Origin of the sequence: Streptoalloteichus hindustanus (assembly GCF_900129375.1) — a bacterium.
GTDB classification, from domain to species: Bacteria; Actinomycetota; Actinomycetes; order Mycobacteriales; family Pseudonocardiaceae; genus Streptoalloteichus; species Streptoalloteichus hindustanus.
This window is the reverse complement of sequence record NZ_FQVN01000009.1, coordinates 80,095-96,575: the sequence shown is the minus strand read 5'-3', so window position 1 is coordinate 96,575 and position 16,481 is coordinate 80,095. Positions and strand designations below refer to the sequence as shown.

Below are 16,481 nucleotides of genomic sequence, written 5' to 3'. Positions count from 1 at the left end.
ATCGTCCTCAGCCGACCCGCGACCGCTCGCCGCGGCGCCGCACCAGGTCGAAGCAGAGCACGGCCGCGGCGCTGGCCACGTTGAGCGACTCCACCCCGCCGGACATCGGGATCGCGAGCCAGCCGGTCACCTCGGTCCGCACACCCCCGCTGATCCCGGCGGTCTCGCTGCCCAGCACGAACGCGGCGCGGTGGGGCAGGTCGGCGGCGAACAGGGTGCGCGGCGCGTCGGCCGCCAGGCCGAACAACGGGTAGCCGGCGCGGCGCAGGGCGGTCGCCGCCTCCTCGGCGGTGCCGCACCGCAGCACCGGAGCGTGGAAGGCGACCCCGGCCGAGGCCTTGACGACCAGCGGGTCGATGCTGGCCACTCCCCGGCGCGGCACCACGATGCCCTCCACGCCGGCCGCGGTCGCGGTCCGCAGGATCATGCCCACGTTGGCCGGGGTGGTGATGCCGTCGAGCAGCAGCACGCTCCGGGGCGGCCGTCCGCCCTCGCCGGCCAGCGCCGCCTCCAGCGTGCGCATCCGGGGGGCGACGACGTCGGCCAGCACGCCCTGGTCGTGCCGGCCGTTGCCGGCCAGGACCTTGACCCGGTGCGCGGTGGCCCGCCGCACGACCACGCCGCGCCGGCCGGCGGCGGTGATGATCTCCCTGGCCGCCGGGCCGTGCGCGTTGTCCGCCAGGACCACCTTGTCCACCGCGAGCGCCGGGTCGGCGAGCGCCTCCAGCACCGGCTTGCGGCCGTAGACGGTGACGAAGCGGTCCTTCGGGGACGGTTCGACCTGCATGGGAGCAGGATGTCACGCGCGGGTCGCGGCCGTTCCGGGCGCGGTGAGCACGGTTCGGCGGTCGCTGCGGAACGGGGTCGCGGCGAGACGCGCTGTGTCAGGATCGGGACATGCCGGACCGCCTGTCGGCGCTGGACGCGTCGTTCCTGTACCTGGAGGACTCCACCACGCCGATGCACGTGGGTGGCGTGGCGGTGCTGAGCCCTCCCCGCTCCGGCTTCGACTACGAGCGGGTGCTCGCGCTGATCGAGCGGCGCCTCCCGCTCGTGCCGCGCTACCGGCAGCGGGTGGCGCACGTGCCCGGCCGGTTGGCCCGGCCGGTGTGGGTCGACGACCCGGACTTCGACCTCACCTACCACGTGCGGCGCTCCGCGCTGCCCAGGCCGGGCAGCGAGGCGCAGCTGCGCGAGCTGGTCAGCCGGCTGATGTCCCGGCCGCTGGACCACTCCCGGCCGCTGTGGGAGATCTACCTGGTGGAGGGGCTGGCCGAGCAGCGCGTCGCGGTCGTCACCAAGACGCACCACGCGATGGTCGACGGCATCGGCGCGATCGACATCGGCCAGGTCATCCTGGACGTCTCCGCCACGCCCCGGGAAGTGCCGGAGGAGCTGTGGATGCCCGAGCCGGAGCCCGGCCCGGTCCAGCTCGTGCTGGACGCCGCCGTCGAGGCGGTGCGCCAGCCCGGCGCGGTGATCGACAACGTTCGCGCGGCAGCGGCGGACGCGGCGGCCACGGTGCGCAAGGTGGCCGACGCCGTCGGGGGTCTGGCCTCCGCCGTGAGCGCCGCCGCCCGCCCGGCGCCGGTCAGCCCGCTCAACGTGCGGATCTCGCCGCAACGCCGCTTCGCCGTGGCCCGCACCTCGCTGGACGACTACCGCCGGGTGCGGACGGCGCACGGCGGCACCGTCAACGACGTCGTCCTGGCCGTCGTGGCGGGCGCCCTGCGGAACTGGCTGCTCTCCCGGGGCGAGGTCGTCACCTCGACCACGACGATGCGGGCGATGGTGCCGGTGTCGGTGCGGGACCCGGACGCCGACCGCGCCAGCGTGCCGCCGCCGGGCAACAAGGTCTCCGCGTACCTGGTCGACCTGCCGGTGGGCGAGCCGAACCCGGTGGTGCGGCTGCACCACGTCAGCCACGCGATGCGGGCGCACAAGGAGTCCGGCCAGTCGGTGGCGGCGAGCACGCTGGTCCGGCTCTCCGGTCTGGCCCCGCCGACGCTGCACGCGCTCGGCGCACGGGTCGCCAGCTCGTTCTCGCGGCGCATCTTCAACCTGGTGGTCAGCAACGTGCCGGGGCCGCAGGTGCCGCTCTACGTGGCAGGAGCGAGGATGGTGGAGATGTTCCCGGTGGTGCCGCTGGCGAAGGGGCAGGCGTTGTCGGTGGGGGTGACCTCCTACGACGGCGGCGTCTACTTCGGACTCAACGCCGACCGGGACGGGATGTCCGATGTGGACGTTCTGGCGGCGATGGTGGAGGAGTCGGTGGAGGAGCTGATGGGGACGGTGTCGGCATGAGGGTCTACGTGCCCGCGACGGTGGCGATGCTGCGGCGGCTGGTCGCCGACGGCGAGCTGAGCCCGGTCGGGGGGACGGCGTTCGCGCTCACCCCGATGCTGCGGGAGTCCTACGCGACCGGCGACACCGAGGAGCTGGAGTACGCGGCGATGATGGACGCGGCCAGGGCCGCGCTGCGGTTGCTGGCCACCGAGCTGGAGGCCGACGCCGACGCCCCGGCGCGCAGGGCCGTCGTCTCCGCCGACGTCGACGACGTCCAGCTCCGCCCCGACCTGGACGACGCCGTGGTCCGGCTGTCCGGCCCGGTTCCGCTGCGCGTGGTGGCGGCGGTCCACGTCGACCTGGAGGCCGCGGAACCGGCCGTGCGCGCGGCGGCGGCGGTCATCGACGCCGCGGACCTGGGCGACGCCGACGCGGAGTTCACACTCGGTGACGCCGAGGACCACGAGCTGGCCTGGTACGCGCCGCAGGAGCTGCCGTTCCTGCTCGAGCTCATGTGACCCCAGACAAGGGGAGGACAGGCGGAGGCCTCGATCGGGTGACGAAGTTCGTCCTGCCGAGGACGGAGTTGTCCACACCTTCCCGAGTTGTCCACAGCGGGTTGTGCTGGCGTGGTGGCGGGCTGTGCTCGGCCGATAGGCTGGAGCGGGGCTCGCCCCCCGGGACGGGTGGGGGCTGTTCCGGGGTGGGGTGGACGGCGGTGGGGCCGGCGGCGCGTCACATGCCGACGGCGGGCTCCCAGAGCTCGACCCGGTTGCCCTCGGGGTCGAGGCACCAGGCGAACCGGCCGAACTCCGACTCCTCGTAGTCGTCGAGGACGCGGACGCCCTTGGCGCGCAGCTCCGCGAGCAGCCCCGGCAGGTCGTCCACGCGGAAGTTCATCATCGCGTGCTGGTTTGGTCCGCCCAGGTAGCTGGACCGGCTGGGGAACAGGGCCCAGGTGGTCGTGCCCGGCCGCTCCGGGGTCGACCCCATCGCCCAGTGGAAGGTGACGCCGCCGTGGTCGGCCAGCGGGATGCCGAGGGCGTCGCGGTACCACGCGGCGAGCGCGTCGGCGTCGCCCGCGCGGAGGAAGACCCCGCCGATTCCTGTGATCCGCGCCATGTCGCGTAGCGTAGCCGAGAGTAAGCGGCCGAACCCTCGCGTGAACGCACGGGCCCCGCGCCCGCGTCGTGTCCGACGTCATGGCATCTCCCAACAAAGCGCTGGGCATTCCCTGTCGACATGGCGACGCCCGCGCGAGCCAGGCGGACTCGGACGCCGCGAGCGACGCGGACGACTGGTCGTTGCGGAATCCCGACCGAACACGCAACGTTGTGCCCCTGAGACCACGCCCAGGGCACGGCTTCGACCGTGACAGGATGGAGCGTGGAGCCGCGGCCACGAGCCGCGCCCACTCGCGCACCGCACACCGCGCACACACCTTCCCCAGATCCGAGGAGGCGAGCCGCCCGATGGACGCCGTCACGTCCGTTCCGAACCCGTCGAACGAGCCGATCCACGGCTACGCGCCCGGCACCCCCGAGCGGGAGTCGCTGCAGAAGCGGATCGCCGAGCTCGAGGCGGACCAGCACGAGCTGACCATGACCATCGCCGGTGAGCGGCGGATGGCCGGCGGGGAGGCGATCAGGGTCGTGCAGCCGCACGACCACGGCCACGTGCTCGGTGTCACCGCGCAGGCCACCCGCGAGGACGTCGCCGCCGCCGTGCGCGCCGCCAAGGGCGCCGCTCCGGCGTGGCGCGACCTGCCCTTCGACGAGCGGGCCGCCGTGCTGCTGCGCGCGGCCGACCTGCTCGCCGGCCCGTGGCGGGACACCCTCAACGCCGCCACGATCCTGGGCCAGTCGAAGTCGGCCCAGCAGGCCGAGATCGACTCCGCCTGCGAGCTGATCGACTTCCTGCGGTTCAACGTGCACTTCGCCCAGCGCCTGCTGACCGAGCAGCCGATCTCCACCCCCGGCGTCTGGAACCGCTTCGACCACCGCCCGCTCGACGGGTTCGTGGTCGCGATCACCCCGTTCAACTTCACCGCGATCGCCGGCAACCTGCCGCTGGCGCCGGCGCTGATGGGCAACACCGTGGTGTGGAAGCCCTCCCCGACGCAGCAGCTCGCCGCGCACTACACGATGCGGCTGCTGGAGGCCGCCGGCCTGCCCGCCGGCGTGATCAACATGGTCACCGGCGACGGCGCGGCCGTCAGCGAGGTCGCGCTGGCCGACCAGGACTTCGCCGGCCTGCACTTCACCGGCTCGACGAAGACCTTCAAGCTGCTGTGGCGCACGATCGCGGAGAACCTGGACACCTACCGCTCCTACCCGCGGATCGTGGGTGAGACCGGCGGCAAGGACTTCGTCGTCGTCCACCCGTCGGCCGACCCGGCCGCCGTGGTGACCGGCCTGGTCCGCGGCGCCTTCGAGTACCAGGGCCAGAAGTGCTCCGCGGCCTCGCGCGCCTACGTGCCGCGCTCCCTGTGGGAGAACGGCCTGCGGGAGCAGCTCGCCGACACCACCAACTCGATCCGGTACGGCGACGTCACCGACTTCTCGTACTTCGGCGGCGCGGTGATCGACGCCCGCGCGTTCGCCAAGCACCGCGACGTGCTGGAGCGGGCCGCTGTCGACCCCACGCTGGAGGTCCTCGCCGGCGGCACCTGCGACGACTCGGTGGGCTACTTCGTCCAGCCGACCGTCCTCGTGGGCACCGACCCGACGCACGAGGTGTTCACCACCGAGTTCTTCGGCCCGATCCTCGCGGTCCACGTCTACGAGGACGCGGACTACTCGGCGGTGCTGGACAAGGTGGACGGCTCGTCGCAGTACGGCCTGACCGGCGCGATCTTCGCGACCGACCGCGACGCCGTCGAGGAGGCGCACCGCAGGCTGCGCTTCTCGGCCGGCAACTTCTACGTCAACGACAAGCCGACCGGCGCCGTCGTCGGCCAGCAGCCGTTCGGCGGCAGCCGGGCCTCGGGCACCAACGACAAGGCCGGCTCGATGTTCAACCTGATCCGCTGGACCAGCCCGCGGTCGGTCAAGGAGACCTTCGTCCCGCCGACCGACCACACCTACCCGCACATGGGCTGATCCCGGCGGGGACTGGTCCCGGCGGGGACTGGTTCCGGCACGGGCTGATCCCGCTTCGTCGCGGGAGGGGAGGGCCGGCACGCCTCGGACGGCGTGGCCGGCCCTCCCGTCTTTTCCACCGTCTTTCCCGGCGGCCCACCCCTGCCCGCCCGCGTTCCGCGGCCCCCGACCGGCGTCAGGTCTCAGGCGGGGTTGCTGATCTCGTCGCGCGGTGGGGGCTCGATCCGGACCGCCTGGCCCCAGTCCCGGTAGCGGACGTCGCTGGTCACGGCGCCGAGCGCGGGCACGTGCTGCGCGGTCTTCGCCCGAACCGGCAGGTCGCGGCCGTCCACCCACAGCTCGAACGACATCGACCGCACACCCGCGTCCGCCAGCGCCCGGAACTCCGGCGCCTGCCCGGGGTGCGGGGTCCCGCCGGGCAGGTCCACCTGGAGCGTGTAGTGGACGGTCTCGACCCCGTCGTCGCGCTCCACGTCCGTCCTGGTGATCCGCCCGCCGGCCACGGCGAGCGCCAGCAGCCGCTCGGGGTCCACGGCCGACCGCAGGGCGGCGGTGTACAGGGTGGCGTAGCGCTGGAACGGGTCCCGGGAGTCCGGGTCCACCCGCACCCACGGCCGGTCCGGCGGAGTCGTCCCCGGCGGCGGCCGGAGGTAGGACGTCGGGCCGACGGTGATCGCCCTGCTCCGCTTCCTGGCCTGGTCGGCCGGGTCGGAGGGGCCGCCGCGGTCCCCGGTGACGTCCAGGTCGGTGCCGTTGGCGGAGAAGCGCAGCGACCCGTCGAGCCGGGCCGGGCCACCGTCGTCGGACGCCTCGCCGGAAAGCCGGGCGGAGCGCTCGTCGACCACCGCCGCGTGCACGGTGTCGGCCAGCTCGTGCGGCGTGCCCCTGGGGCGGGGCGCCGGCGAGCTCACGGTCGCCGGGGGAACCCCGACGGGCTGGTCGGCGCAGCCGACCAGCGTGGCCAGGGGCAGCAGTGCGGTCAGGGACAGCAGCGCGGTCAGCGCGAGTGGCCGGGCACGAGGCATCGTCGGCTTCCTCCCGAGCGGGCGCCCATTCCTCTCCGAGGAGCTACCCGCGTCGGCGCGGCGCTACGCCCGGCGCCCCGCAACACCCGGCCGACATCGCCCGATCAGTCCTGCTCCTCCCGTCCGGTGCGGGAGTGCAGCAGGCGGCGCAGGGAGGCCAGCCGACGCGGCGTGCCGTGGCCCTCGGCCACCCAGGCGTCCAGCGCGCAGTCCGGGTCCTCGGGCGCGCCGAGGTGCCCGCAGTTCGGCGGGCACTCCACCACGCCCTCGGCCAGGTCGGGGAACGCCGCGAGCACGTCGTCCGGGGTGACGTGGGCCAGGCCGAACGAGCGGATGCCCGGGGTGTCCACCACCCAGCCGCCCTCGGGCAGCGGCAGGGCCACGGCCGAGGTCGACGTGTGCCGGCCCTTGCCGATCGCGCTCACCGCGCCGGTGGCCCGCTCCGCGGCCGGCACCAGCTTGTTGACCAGCGTCGACTTGCCGACGCCCGAGTGGCCCACCAGCGCGGACACCCGCCCGTCGAGCCGTTCCCGCAGCTCGTCCGGCTCGGCGTCGAACCGGGTGACGACCACCGGGAGGTCCAGGTTCGCGTACAGCTCCAGCAGCTCGTCCGGCGTGGCCAGGTCGGACTTGGTGAGGCACAGCAGCGGGGCGAGGCCGCCGGCGTAGGCGGCGACCAGGCAGCGGTCGATGAACCCCGGTCGGGGCGGCGGGTCGGTCAGCGAGGTCACGATCACGAGCTGCTCGGCGTTGGCCACCACCACCCGCTCGAACGGGTCGGTGTCGTCCGCCGTCCGCCGCAGCACGCTGCGCCGCTCGCCGATCCGCACGATGCGGGCGAGCGCGTCCGGCTCGCCGGAGGTGTCGCCGACCAGGTGCACGTCGTCGCCGATCACCACCGACTTCCGGCCCAGCTCACGGGCGCGCATCGCGACGACCCGCTGGTGCGGGTCGCCGTCCAGCGCGCAGGTGTAGCGGCCCCGGTCGACCCCGATCACCAACGCGGTCGAGGCGTCCGCGTGCTCCGGCCGCCGCTTGGTGCGGGGGCGGGACCCCCGCCCCGGCCGCACCCGCACGTCGGTCTCGTCCAGCTCCCGCCAGCTCCGCCGCTTCACACACCCTCCACCGCGATCTCCTTCGCCTTGAGCATGGCCGCCCACATCCCGGGGAAGTCCGGGATCGTCTTGCCGGTGGACGCGACGTCGTCCACGGCGACCCCCGGGACCACCAGACCAATGATGGCTCCCGCGGTGGCCATCCGGTGGTCCGCGTAGGCCCGCCACCCGCCGCCGCGCAGCGGCCGGGGCCGGATCACCAGGCCGTCCTCGGTCTCCTCGGCGTCGCCGCCCAGCCCGCCGATCTCGGCGGCCAGCGCGGCCAGCCGGTCCGTCTCGTGGCCGCGCAGGTGGGCGATGCCCCGCAGCCGGGACGGCCCGTCGGCCAGCGCGGCCAGCGCGGCCACGGTCGGCGTCAGCTCGCCCACGTCGCGCAGGTCCACGTCCACGCCGCGCAGCGCGCCGGGGCCGCGGACGACGAGCGCCCGCCCGCGCAGCTCCACGTCGCAGCCCATCTCGGTGAGGATGCCGCGGATCGCGTCCCCGGCCTGCGTGGTCCGCTCCGGCCAGCCGGGGACCCGCACCTCGCCGCCGGTCACGGCGGCGGCGGCCAGGAACGGCGTGGCGTTGGACAGGTCCGGCTCGACGGTCAGGTCGCGCGCCCGCACCGGGCCGGGCTCGACCCGCCACACGTCGGGGGTGTTGTCGTCGACCACAACGCCCTGGTCGCGCAGCATCCGCACGGTCATCTCGATGTGCGGCTGCGAGGGCACCGGCGGGCCGGAGTGCCGCACCGTGAGGCCCCGCTCGTACCTGGCCCCCGACAGCAGCAGGCCGGAGACGAACTGCGACGAGGCGGAGGCGTCGATCGTCACCTCACCGCCGGCCAGCCCACCCCGGCCGCGCAGCACGAACGGCAGCCCGGCGGGGTTCTCGCCGGCCGGGGTCACCTCAGCGCCGAGCGCCCGCAACGCGTCCAGGACGGTCCCCATGGGGCGCTCCCTGGCCCTCGGGTCGCCGTCGAAGCGGACCTCGCCGTCGGCCAGCGCGGCCGCCGGCGGCACGAACCGCATCACCGTGCCGGCCAGCCCGCAGTCCACCGTGGCCGGACCGCGCAGCGGGCCCGGTGTCACCAGCCAGGCGTCCTCGCCGCCGTCGACCCGGTCGGCGACCTCCGCGCCGAGCGCCCGCAGCGCGGCCGCCATCAGCTCGGTGTCCCTGCTGCGCAGCGGCGCGCGCAGCAGGGCGGGCCCGTCGGCGAGCGCGGCCAGCAGCAGCGCCCGGTTCGTGATCGACTTCGAGCCGGGCACCCGCACGGTGGCGCGCACCGGTCCGTCCGCGGTGGGAGCGGCCCACGCTTGTGTCATGCCCCGATGATCCCGCACACGGCCGCTCTCCCTCGCGGTGGGCCGCCTGACGTGCCACGATGCGTGCGGAGGTGGCGGCGGCGCCGCACGCGTCCCTCCCGGCACGGCGCCCCGCCTGTCGGTGCCGGGGAGGACACTGGAGACGGTCGCGGGCGAGGCGCGTTCCTCTCCTTCCCGCACAGGACGGCCGCTCGGGTGGTCCGCGTGGTGTCGCGGCCGCCCGTGGGCGATCATGATCTTCGGCGCCCGCGGGCGCCGGCGCGGTGGCGGATCGGCGCGGGCGACCCGCCGAACACGGACGAGTGGATGACCCGGGGGTGGTTGCGGATGTGCGGCAGGTACGCCGCCACGAGGGATCCGGCGACGTTGGCCGCGGAGTTCGACGCCATCGACGGCACCGACGCGCTGGGCGGGTCGGCTCCCGGTCCGGACTACAACGTCGCGCCGACCAAGCCGGTGCTCGCCGTCGTCGAGCGCCACCCCCGGGACCCGGACGGCGAGCCCGACCCGACGCGGACCGAGCGCAGCGTCCGCGTCATGCGCTGGGGATTGGTGCCCGCGTGGGCCAAGGACCCGGCGGTCGGCTCCCGGATGATCAACGCCAGGGCCGAGACCGCCGCCGAGAAGCCGGCCTACCGCACCTCGCTCGCCCGGCGGCGCTGCCTCCTGCCGACCGACGGCTGGTACGAGTGGAAGAAGGAGGACGGCCGGCGGCAGCCCTACTACGTCACCCCGCCCGACGGCTCCAGCCTGGTGCTGGCCGGCGTCTGGACCACCTGGCGCCCGCCGGACCTGGCCGACGACGCGCCGCCGCTGATCACCTGCGCGGTCATCACCACGGACGCGGTCGGGCAGCTCGCCGACGTTCACGAGCGGATGCCGCTCATGCTGCCCCGCGAGCTGTGGTCGGCCTGGCTGGACCCGGCCCGCACCGAGGTCGAGGAGCTGCTCCGCCCGACCGACGACGCGTTCGTCGCGGCGCTGGAGCTGCGGCCGGTGTCGTCGGCGGTCAACAACGTCCGCAACAACGGCCCCCAGCTCGTGGCGCGGGTCGACCCGGGCGCCGATCCCGCCCCGGCGCTCGACCAGCCCCGGCGGCGCGGCCGGCGCCCGGCGCCCGAGACCCCGGAACTCGCGCTCTTCGACCACCCATGACCAGCATCGACCTGCCGACGCCGCACGGCCCCGCCCGGGTCGAGATGCACTGCGCCCCGGAGGGCAGGGCCGCGTTGCTCCTCGGCCACGGCGCCGGCGGCGGCATCCAGGCGCCGGACCTCGTCGCGGCGGCGCGGGCCGCCAGGGACGTGGGACTGCACGTGGCGTTGGTGGAGCAGCCGTACCGGGTGGCCGGGCGGCGCGCCCCCGCGCCCGCGCGGCAGCTCGACGCGGCGTGGCTGGCGGTGGCCGAGGCGCTGGGCTCGGGGTGGTTCGACGGGCTGCCGCTGGTGTTCGGCGGGCGCTCCTCGGGCGCGCGGGTGGCCTGCCGCACCGCGGCCCAGGGGCAGGCCGTGGCGGTGCTGTGCCTGGCGTTCCCGGTGCACCCGCCGGGCCGGCCCGAGAAGCACCGGCTCGACGAGCTGCACGGGGTGGAGGTGCCCGTGCTCGTCGTGCAGGGCGACCGCGACCCCTTCGGCCTCCCGGGGTCCGCGCACCACCGCGAGGTCGTCGTGCTCCCCGGCGACCACTCGCTCAAGGCCGACCCGGAGGGGGTCGCCCGGGTGGTCGGCGAGTGGCTGGACCGCGTGCTGCGGCCCCTCGACTGACCAGACCCCAACACTGCTCGACTGCGCGGCTGACGGGCTGCCGCCGGCTCCGCCCGCCGGCACCGCCCGTCGGCTCAGGCGGCGATGGCCGCGACGACCGCCCCGGTCAGGCGCACCAGGTCGGCCGGTGCCAGCTCGACCTCCAGCCCGCGCCGGCCGGCGCTGCAGAAGATCGTCTCGAAGTCCCGCGCGGTGACGTCCACCACCAGCGGCAGGCGCTTCTTCTGCCCCAGCGGGGAGATGCCGCCGGCCACGTAGCCGGTGGCCCGCTCGGCGTCGGCCACCGCGGCCATCTTCGCCTTCTTGCCGCCGACGGCCGCCGCCAACGCCTTGAGGTCCAGCTGCCGCACGACCGGCACCACACCGACGGTGAGCCGGCCGTCGACCTCCGCGACCAGCGTCTTGAACACGCGCTCCGGCCGCAGCCCGAGCGCCTCCGCGGCCTCCGTGCCGTAGGAGTCGTGCCTCGGGTCGTGCTCGTAGGCGTGCAACTCGTGTGGAACCCGCTGCTTCGCCAGCAGCGCCGTCGCCGGTGTGCCCCGTCCTGCCACGGGAGATCACCTTAGGCACCCGGAGCGGCGCAGGGGGTTCGCGGCGCCGGGAATGCCCGGTGCGGGTACGGCGTTCCTTTCCGACGTGGTGACCGACGTGCCGAAGACAGCAGTGCCCGAGCAGGCGTCTGAGCTCGTGGAGCGCCGCGCGCTGACCCGCCCGCCGCGCGGCTCGGGCCCCTGTCGGCCGGGGGACCGGCGCGTATCCTTGGCGGGTACCCATGCGTCGTCCGGCATGGGACTGACGTCAGCATCCGCCGGCCCGAGGGGGCGGCGGGAAGGGAGCCCGGTGCCCGGCACCCAGGGACACGTGGATTCCGCCAGGTCGGATCTGGTGGAGGAGACGGCGGAGGAGCGCGCCGCGCGGTTCGAGCGCGACGCCATGCCCCTGCTCGACCAGCTCTACGCGGCGGCGCTGCGGATGACCCGCAACCCGGCCGACGCCGAGGACCTGGTGCAGGAGACCTACCTCAAGGCGTACTCCGCCTTCGCCTCGTTCGCCGAGGGCACCAACCTGAAGGCCTGGCTGTACCGGATCCTCACCAACACCTACATCAACGGCTACCGCCGCCGGCAGCGCCAGCCGCAGCAGCAGCCGACCGAGGAGATCACCGACTGGCAGCTCGCCCAGGCGGAGAGCCACACCTCGACCGGCCTGCGCTCCGCCGAGGTGGAGGCGATGGACCGGCTGCCGGACAGCGACGTCAAGTTCGCCTTGCAGCAGCTCCCCGAGGACTTCCGGATGGCGGTCTACCTCGCCGACGTCGAGGGCTTCGCGTACAAGGAGATCGCGGAGATCATGGGCACGCCGATCGGTACGGTGATGTCCCGACTGCACCGGGGGCGGCGCCAGCTCCGCGACCTGCTGACCGACGTGGCCCGGGACCGCGGTTTCCTGCGCGCCGGCCAACGGGAGGTGACGTCGTCGTGAGCTGCGGCAAGCCGCACGAGACGCCGTGCGACGAGGTCCTCGCCGAGGTGTGGCTCTTCCTCGACCACGAGTGCGACCAGCTCCGTCGGCGGAAGCTGGAGCAGCACTTGGAGGAGTGCGGGCCGTGCCTGGAGCACTACGGCCTGGAGGAGCACATCAAGGAGCTGCTCGCCAGGAAGTGCGGGGGTGACCACGCCCCGGACACGCTCAAGGAGCGGCTGCTCGCCACCCTCCGCCGGACGGTGCTCGAACAGACCGAGGTGACGGTGGAGCACCTGCCGGAGGGCACGGCCGTGGAGGTGTGCACCCGCCGGGTGGAGTTGAGCGAGGACTGACCGGCCCGATGGGGCCGGCTCCCGGCGCCGCCGGGTCGTCCCACCCGCCAACCCCGTGATGTGCGAAGGCCCCGGACCACGTGGTCCGGGGCCTTCGGCATGTCCGCGGCGACGCCTCAGGCGTTCGGGCGCTTGCCGTGGTTGGCGCCGCGCTTCTTGCGGTCGCGCTTCTTGCGGGCCCGCTTCGACATGGGCTCTCCTCGTCCTCGGTTCGTGCTCGCCCACGGCCACCGGGGTGCTGGTGGCCGCTTTCGGGCAATGTTGCCTCCCCACAGTGTCGCATGTCGGGTCCTGGGGGCTCTGGCAGGGCGGACGCGCAGGTCCGCGTGGTTGGATGGCCAGCGGATTCGGAGCTCTGGCTCGATTCAGCGCCCCCGTGGTCGGCGCCCGGTGACCGGCGCGACGGGGACACCGGGCCGGGGCCGACGTCGTCGGAGGGACGCGGGATGGCCGAGGAGATCCACGCCGAGATGGTGGCCAACGTGTTGCGGGTCGAGGTCGCCGAGGGGGAGGCCGTCGGCCGGGACGCCACGCTGGTGCTCCTGGAGTCCATGAAGATGGAGATCCCGGTGATCACCGAGGTGGGTGGCGTGGTGGCCAGGGTCGCGGTCAACGCCGGCGACGTGGTGCAGCGCGGCGACCTCATCGCCGTCGTGGAGTGACCGTGCGGCCGGCGGGCCGCGCGGTGGTGCCACGAACGCGGGCCGACCGGCCGGTGTGACCGCTCCCACGCGCCCCGAGCGGACGAAAGTCCACGTCAGACGGGGACTCGCCGGCGGCGGGTAAGTTGCGGTCGTGTCCACGTTGACCGACCTGCTGGCCGAGCACACCGGCCTGCCCGGCGCCGCCGTCGACCACCTCCAGCTCGTGGTGGCCGAGTGGCAGCTCCTGTCCGACCTGTCGTTCGCGGACTTCCTGATGTGGGTGCCGTTGGAGGGGGACGAGCCGGCGGCGGAGGACGGGCGCTTCCTGTGCGTGGCGCAGGCCCGGCCGACGACCGCGCCGACCGCGCACCCCGAGGACGCGGTCGGCAGCGTGGTGGGCGCCGAGGAGCACCCCCAGCTCCGGCGGGCGGTGGCCGAGGCCCGCATCTGCCGGGAGGAGGACCCGCGCTGGCACCTGGGCGTGCCGGTCCGGCGGGAGACCATCCCGGTGCGGATGGGCCGGCAGGTGGTCGCCGTGCTCAGCAGGGACACCAACCTGGCGGTGCCCAGGGTGCCCAGCCCGCTGGAGATCTCCTACCTCGGCAGCGCCGCCGACCTGTGCCAGATGATCTCCGACGGCACGTTCCCGACCGCGGAACCCTCGCCCGGCGTGCACACCAGCCCGCGCGTGGGCGACGGCCTGATCCGGGTGGACGCCGCCGGCGCGGTGGTGTTCGCCAGCCCCAACGCGCTGTCCGCCTACCACCGGATGGGCCACGCCGCCGACCTGGTCGGCACCCATCTCGCGCCGTTGACCCGGTCCCTGGTCTCCGACCCGTTCGACGCCGCCGAGGTCGCGCAGCGCATCCGGTCCGCCTTGGACGGACAGCCCTCGATGCGCATGGAGGCGGAGGCCAGGGGGGCGACGGTGTTGTTCCGCGCGTTGCCGCTGCGCCCCAGGGGCAAGCCCGCCGGCGCGCTGGTGCTGTGCCGGGACGTCACCGAGGTGAAGCGCAGGGACCGCGCCCTGTTGTCCAAGGACGCGACCATTCGCGAGATCCACCACCGGGTGAAGAACAACCTCCAGACCGTGGCCGCGTTGCTGCGGCTGCAGTCCCGCCGCACCAACAACGAGGAGGCGCGGCAGGCGCTGGAGGAGTCGGTGCGCCGGGTGACCTCGATCGCGCTGGTGCACGAGACGTTGTCCATGTCGGTCGACGAACGCGTCGACCTGGACGACGTGGTGGACCGGGTGATCCCGATGATGAGCGACGTGGCGGTCACCGAGACCAGGGTGGCGGTGCGCCGCGAGGGGCGGTTCGGCGTCGTGCCGGCCGAAGTCGCCACACCGTTGGTGATGGTGTTGACCGAGCTGGTGCAGAACGCGTTCGAGCACGCCTACGCGCCGGGGCAGCGGGGCGAGGTCGTGGTGCGGGCGGACCGGTCGGCGAAGTGGCTGGACGTGGTGATCTGCGACGACGGTCGGGGGCTGCCGGCGGGGTTCTCGCTGGAGCGCACCGAGCGGCTCGGTCTGCAGATCGTCCGCACGCTCGTCGAGTCGGAGCTGCGGGGCTCGCTGAGCCTGCGTCGGCGGCAACAGCCCAGCGGGACCGAGGCGGTGCTGCGGGTGCCGTTGCAGCGCCGGCGCTGACCGCCGGCGGTCCAGACCGAGTCCACGGCCGGGCCGCACGACTGAGTCCGCGGCTGGGTCCACGACCGAGTCCACAGAGGACAGTCCGCTGCCGACGGTGGTGTTCGGACTGTCGCCGGGGAACGGATTCGGTTGGTGCGGCGGAGAAGTACGGGCCGGGAACGCGGAAGGGGCCGCCCTGGGGTGGGGCGGCCCCTTCCGGGGTTCTAGCGTGGTGCTGGGGTTCAGGCGCCGGTACGGGACCGGGTGCGGGCGTTGCGCCGCTTGAGGGCGCGCCGCTCGTCCTCGCTCATGCCGCCCCACACACCGGCGTCCTGCCCGCTCTCCAGTGCCCAGGTCAGGCACTCGGAGATGACGGGGCAGCGCCGGCAGACGGCCTTCGCCTCGGCGATCTGCAGGAGCGCAGGACCGCTGTTCCCCACCGGGAAGAACAGCTCCGGGTCCTCGTCACGGCACACCGCACGGTGGCGCCAGTCCATTGTTCCTTGCTCCTCGCTAGGCGCGTTGATGCGCCGATAGTCAGTGGTCCGGGGTGCTTGTGAATGCGTTCACGTGCTTGTGAATGCTTTCACGAACTCTCGCGATGTCAAGGGTTTCGCCCCGATCCGGTGAGGCACGTCACCGAAAAGATCAGCTTCCCTGACCTGCGAGTTTCCCTGCGTTACTCCGTGTACACGGCAACGAGCACAGCACGCTAACTCTTTCGAGTTACATGCTGCTCATACCGCGACCCGCAGTGCGGCGGGCGCCGCGGAGAACTCCACGGCGGATCGCTCGCCCAGGTGGTCGCCGTCCACCTGGAGGCGGACCGGGCGGGCGCAGGTCACCCTGATGGTACCGACATCGTCGTCGCGCACCAGGTTTCTGCCGCGCGGCTCACTGTTCCGGAACACCTGCGCGACGTGCCGCAACACGGTGTGCATGCGCAGGGAACGCAGTGCGAAGAGACCGAGGCCGCCGTCGAACGAGCAGCCCGGATTCAGGTGCATCGCGCGAGTGGCCAGATAGGTCCACGGATCGGTGTTCGACACGAAGGCCAGGTGGACGCCGTCCACCGGCTCGGCGCCGGGGAGCTCGATCGTCAGCCTCGGGTGTTTCTGGTCGAGGCGGAAGTAGCTCGTCACGGCGATCCGCGCGTACCGGAAGGGGGTGGCGGCCCGGCCCCTCGCCCGCAGCGTCTCCATCCTGGCGACGACGTCGGCGTCCCAGCCGAGCCCGGCGTTGAAGGTGAACCACCGGTCGGGCTGCTCGTCCTCCCCGCTCACCCTGCCCAGGCCCACCCGCCGGCTGGTGCGCTCCTCGACGGCGCGCAGCAGGTGGTGCGTCGCCTCGACCGGGTCGCGCGGCAGCCCCAGCGCGCGGGCGAAGACGTTGGCCGAGCCGCCGGGCACGACGCCCAGCATCGGCGCCTCGTCCCGCACGCCGTCGGCGAGCAGCCCGTTCACCACCTCGTTGACGGTGCCGTCGCCGCCGTGCGCGACCACCAGGTCGAACCGGTCCGCCGCGGCCTCGCGCGCCGCGTCGGCCGCGTGCCCCCGGTAGTCGGTCTCCAGCACGTCCAGCTTCACCGCGCTGGCCAGGGCGTGGGCGAGCACGTCCCGTCCGGCCGGGGTGGTGGCGGTGGCCTGGGGGTTGACCACGAGCAGGGCGCGCACCAGTCGAGGGTAGGTCAGGGCCGGGGGCGGACCGCCGACTCGGGCGGGCGCAACGAGGGCGAGATCACAGTTCCGCGAGTTCGGGGGAGATCCACGCGTATCCCGTGGCCCGAGCCG

Annotated in this window: 18 protein-coding genes; 9 read left to right on the top strand and 9 right to left on the bottom strand. The window is 74.1% G+C overall.

The annotated features are described in order from the left end of the window. Positions 1-7: 7 nt before the first annotated feature. Positions 8-787: a TrmH family RNA methyltransferase gene (locus tag BUE43_RS25105; protein ID WP_073487699.1), complete on the bottom strand. Its 780-nt coding sequence runs from the start codon at positions 785-787 to the stop codon at positions 8-10. A gap of 110 nt (positions 788-897) precedes the next feature. On the opposite strand from BUE43_RS25105, the gene BUE43_RS25100 reads away from it, so the two are divergent. After that, positions 898-2,304, top strand: a complete 1,407-nt coding sequence (locus BUE43_RS25100) for a WS/DGAT/MGAT family O-acyltransferase (protein ID WP_073487697.1) — start codon at positions 898-900, stop codon at positions 2,302-2,304. Next, a complete protein-coding gene (locus BUE43_RS25095; protein ID WP_073487694.1) occupies positions 2,301-2,804 on the top strand; it encodes a DUF6912 family protein in 504 nt (167 codons plus the stop codon). The genes BUE43_RS25100 and BUE43_RS25095 overlap by 4 nt, the downstream gene beginning before the upstream one ends. 217 nt (positions 2,805-3,021) lie before the next feature. On the opposite strand, the gene BUE43_RS25090 is transcribed toward BUE43_RS25095, so the two are convergent. Then, positions 3,022-3,408, bottom strand: a complete 387-nt coding sequence (locus BUE43_RS25090) for a VOC family protein (protein WP_073487691.1) — start codon at positions 3,406-3,408, stop codon at positions 3,022-3,024. Between the two features lie 350 nt (positions 3,409-3,758). On the opposite strand from BUE43_RS25090, the gene pruA reads away from it, so the two are divergent. Further along, complete coding sequence (gene pruA / locus BUE43_RS25085; protein ID WP_073487688.1) at positions 3,759-5,387, top strand: L-glutamate gamma-semialdehyde dehydrogenase; 1,629 nt, start codon at positions 3,759-3,761, stop codon at positions 5,385-5,387. A gap of 182 nt (positions 5,388-5,569) precedes the next feature. On the opposite strand, the gene BUE43_RS25080 is transcribed toward pruA, so the two are convergent. The 3 genes from BUE43_RS25080 to aroA all read right to left on the bottom strand — a co-directional run bounded on the left by BUE43_RS25080 (position 5,570) and on the right by aroA (position 8,834). After that, entirely contained in the window at positions 5,570-6,412 is an 843-nt protein-coding gene (locus tag BUE43_RS25080) for an SCO4651 family lipoprotein (protein WP_073487686.1), read from the bottom strand. 104 nt (positions 6,413-6,516) lie between these two features. Continuing rightward, a complete protein-coding gene (rsgA, locus tag BUE43_RS25075) occupies positions 6,517-7,527 on the bottom strand; it encodes a ribosome small subunit-dependent GTPase A (RefSeq protein ID WP_073487684.1) in 1,011 nt (336 codons plus the stop codon). Continuing rightward, complete coding sequence (gene aroA / locus BUE43_RS25070; RefSeq protein ID WP_073487682.1) at positions 7,524-8,834, bottom strand: 3-phosphoshikimate 1-carboxyvinyltransferase; 1,311 nt, start codon at positions 8,832-8,834, stop codon at positions 7,524-7,526. The genes rsgA and aroA overlap by 4 nt, the downstream gene beginning before the upstream one ends. Before the next feature lie 327 nt (positions 8,835-9,161). Between aroA and BUE43_RS25065 the strand changes: the two genes are divergently transcribed. Next, positions 9,162-9,989 (top strand): SOS response-associated peptidase, encoded by an 828-nt coding sequence (locus tag BUE43_RS25065; RefSeq protein WP_073488078.1) that lies wholly within the window; start codon positions 9,162-9,164, stop codon positions 9,987-9,989. Further along, positions 9,986-10,597, top strand: a complete 612-nt coding sequence (locus BUE43_RS25060; protein WP_073487680.1) for an alpha/beta hydrolase family protein — start codon at positions 9,986-9,988, stop codon at positions 10,595-10,597. The genes BUE43_RS25065 and BUE43_RS25060 overlap by 4 nt, the downstream gene beginning before the upstream one ends. A gap of 74 nt (positions 10,598-10,671) precedes the next feature. Here BUE43_RS25060 and ybaK read toward each other — a convergent pair whose 3' ends face one another. Further along, positions 10,672-11,148: a Cys-tRNA(Pro) deacylase gene (gene ybaK / locus BUE43_RS25055; protein WP_073487678.1), complete on the bottom strand. Its 477-nt coding sequence runs from the start codon at positions 11,146-11,148 to the stop codon at positions 10,672-10,674. Between the two features lie 289 nt (positions 11,149-11,437). Here ybaK and BUE43_RS25050 point away from each other — a divergent pair, with 289 nt between their 5' ends. Then, the gene (locus BUE43_RS25050) at positions 11,438-12,079 is read left to right on the top strand and encodes a sigma-70 family RNA polymerase sigma factor (protein ID WP_073487675.1); all 642 of its coding nucleotides are present in this window, start codon (positions 11,438-11,440) and stop codon (positions 12,077-12,079) included. After that, a complete protein-coding gene (gene rsrA / locus BUE43_RS25045; protein ID WP_073487673.1) occupies positions 12,076-12,414 on the top strand; it encodes a mycothiol system anti-sigma-R factor in 339 nt (112 codons plus the stop codon). Before BUE43_RS25050 ends, rsrA begins: the two co-directional genes overlap by 4 nt. 116 nt (positions 12,415-12,530) lie before the next feature. Here the strand turns inward: rsrA and BUE43_RS36040 are convergent, their stop codons facing one another. Then, complete coding sequence (locus tag BUE43_RS36040; RefSeq protein ID WP_143174383.1) at positions 12,531-12,605, bottom strand: 50S ribosomal protein bL37; 75 nt, start codon at positions 12,603-12,605, stop codon at positions 12,531-12,533. 255 nt (positions 12,606-12,860) lie between these two features. Here BUE43_RS36040 and BUE43_RS25040 point away from each other — a divergent pair, with 255 nt between their 5' ends. Both BUE43_RS25040 and BUE43_RS25035 read left to right on the top strand, forming a co-directional pair. Next, a complete protein-coding gene (locus BUE43_RS25040) occupies positions 12,861-13,076 on the top strand; it encodes a biotin/lipoyl-binding carrier protein (protein ID WP_073487670.1) in 216 nt (71 codons plus the stop codon). A 133-nt stretch (positions 13,077-13,209) separates the two neighbouring features. Beyond that, positions 13,210-14,709, top strand: a complete 1,500-nt coding sequence (locus BUE43_RS25035) for a PAS domain-containing sensor histidine kinase (protein ID WP_073487668.1) — start codon at positions 13,210-13,212, stop codon at positions 14,707-14,709. 224 nt (positions 14,710-14,933) lie between these two features. Here BUE43_RS25035 and BUE43_RS25030 read toward each other — a convergent pair whose 3' ends face one another. Both BUE43_RS25030 and BUE43_RS25025 read right to left on the bottom strand, forming a co-directional pair. Then, the gene (locus tag BUE43_RS25030) at positions 14,934-15,188 is read right to left on the bottom strand and encodes a WhiB family transcriptional regulator (protein ID WP_073487666.1); all 255 of its coding nucleotides are present in this window, start codon (positions 15,186-15,188) and stop codon (positions 14,934-14,936) included. Between the two features lie 240 nt (positions 15,189-15,428). Then, on the bottom strand, positions 15,429-16,364 hold the full coding sequence (locus BUE43_RS25025; RefSeq protein WP_073487664.1) for a diacylglycerol/lipid kinase family protein: 936 nt from the start codon (positions 16,362-16,364) through the stop codon (positions 15,429-15,431). Positions 16,365-16,481: the final 117 nt, after the last annotated feature.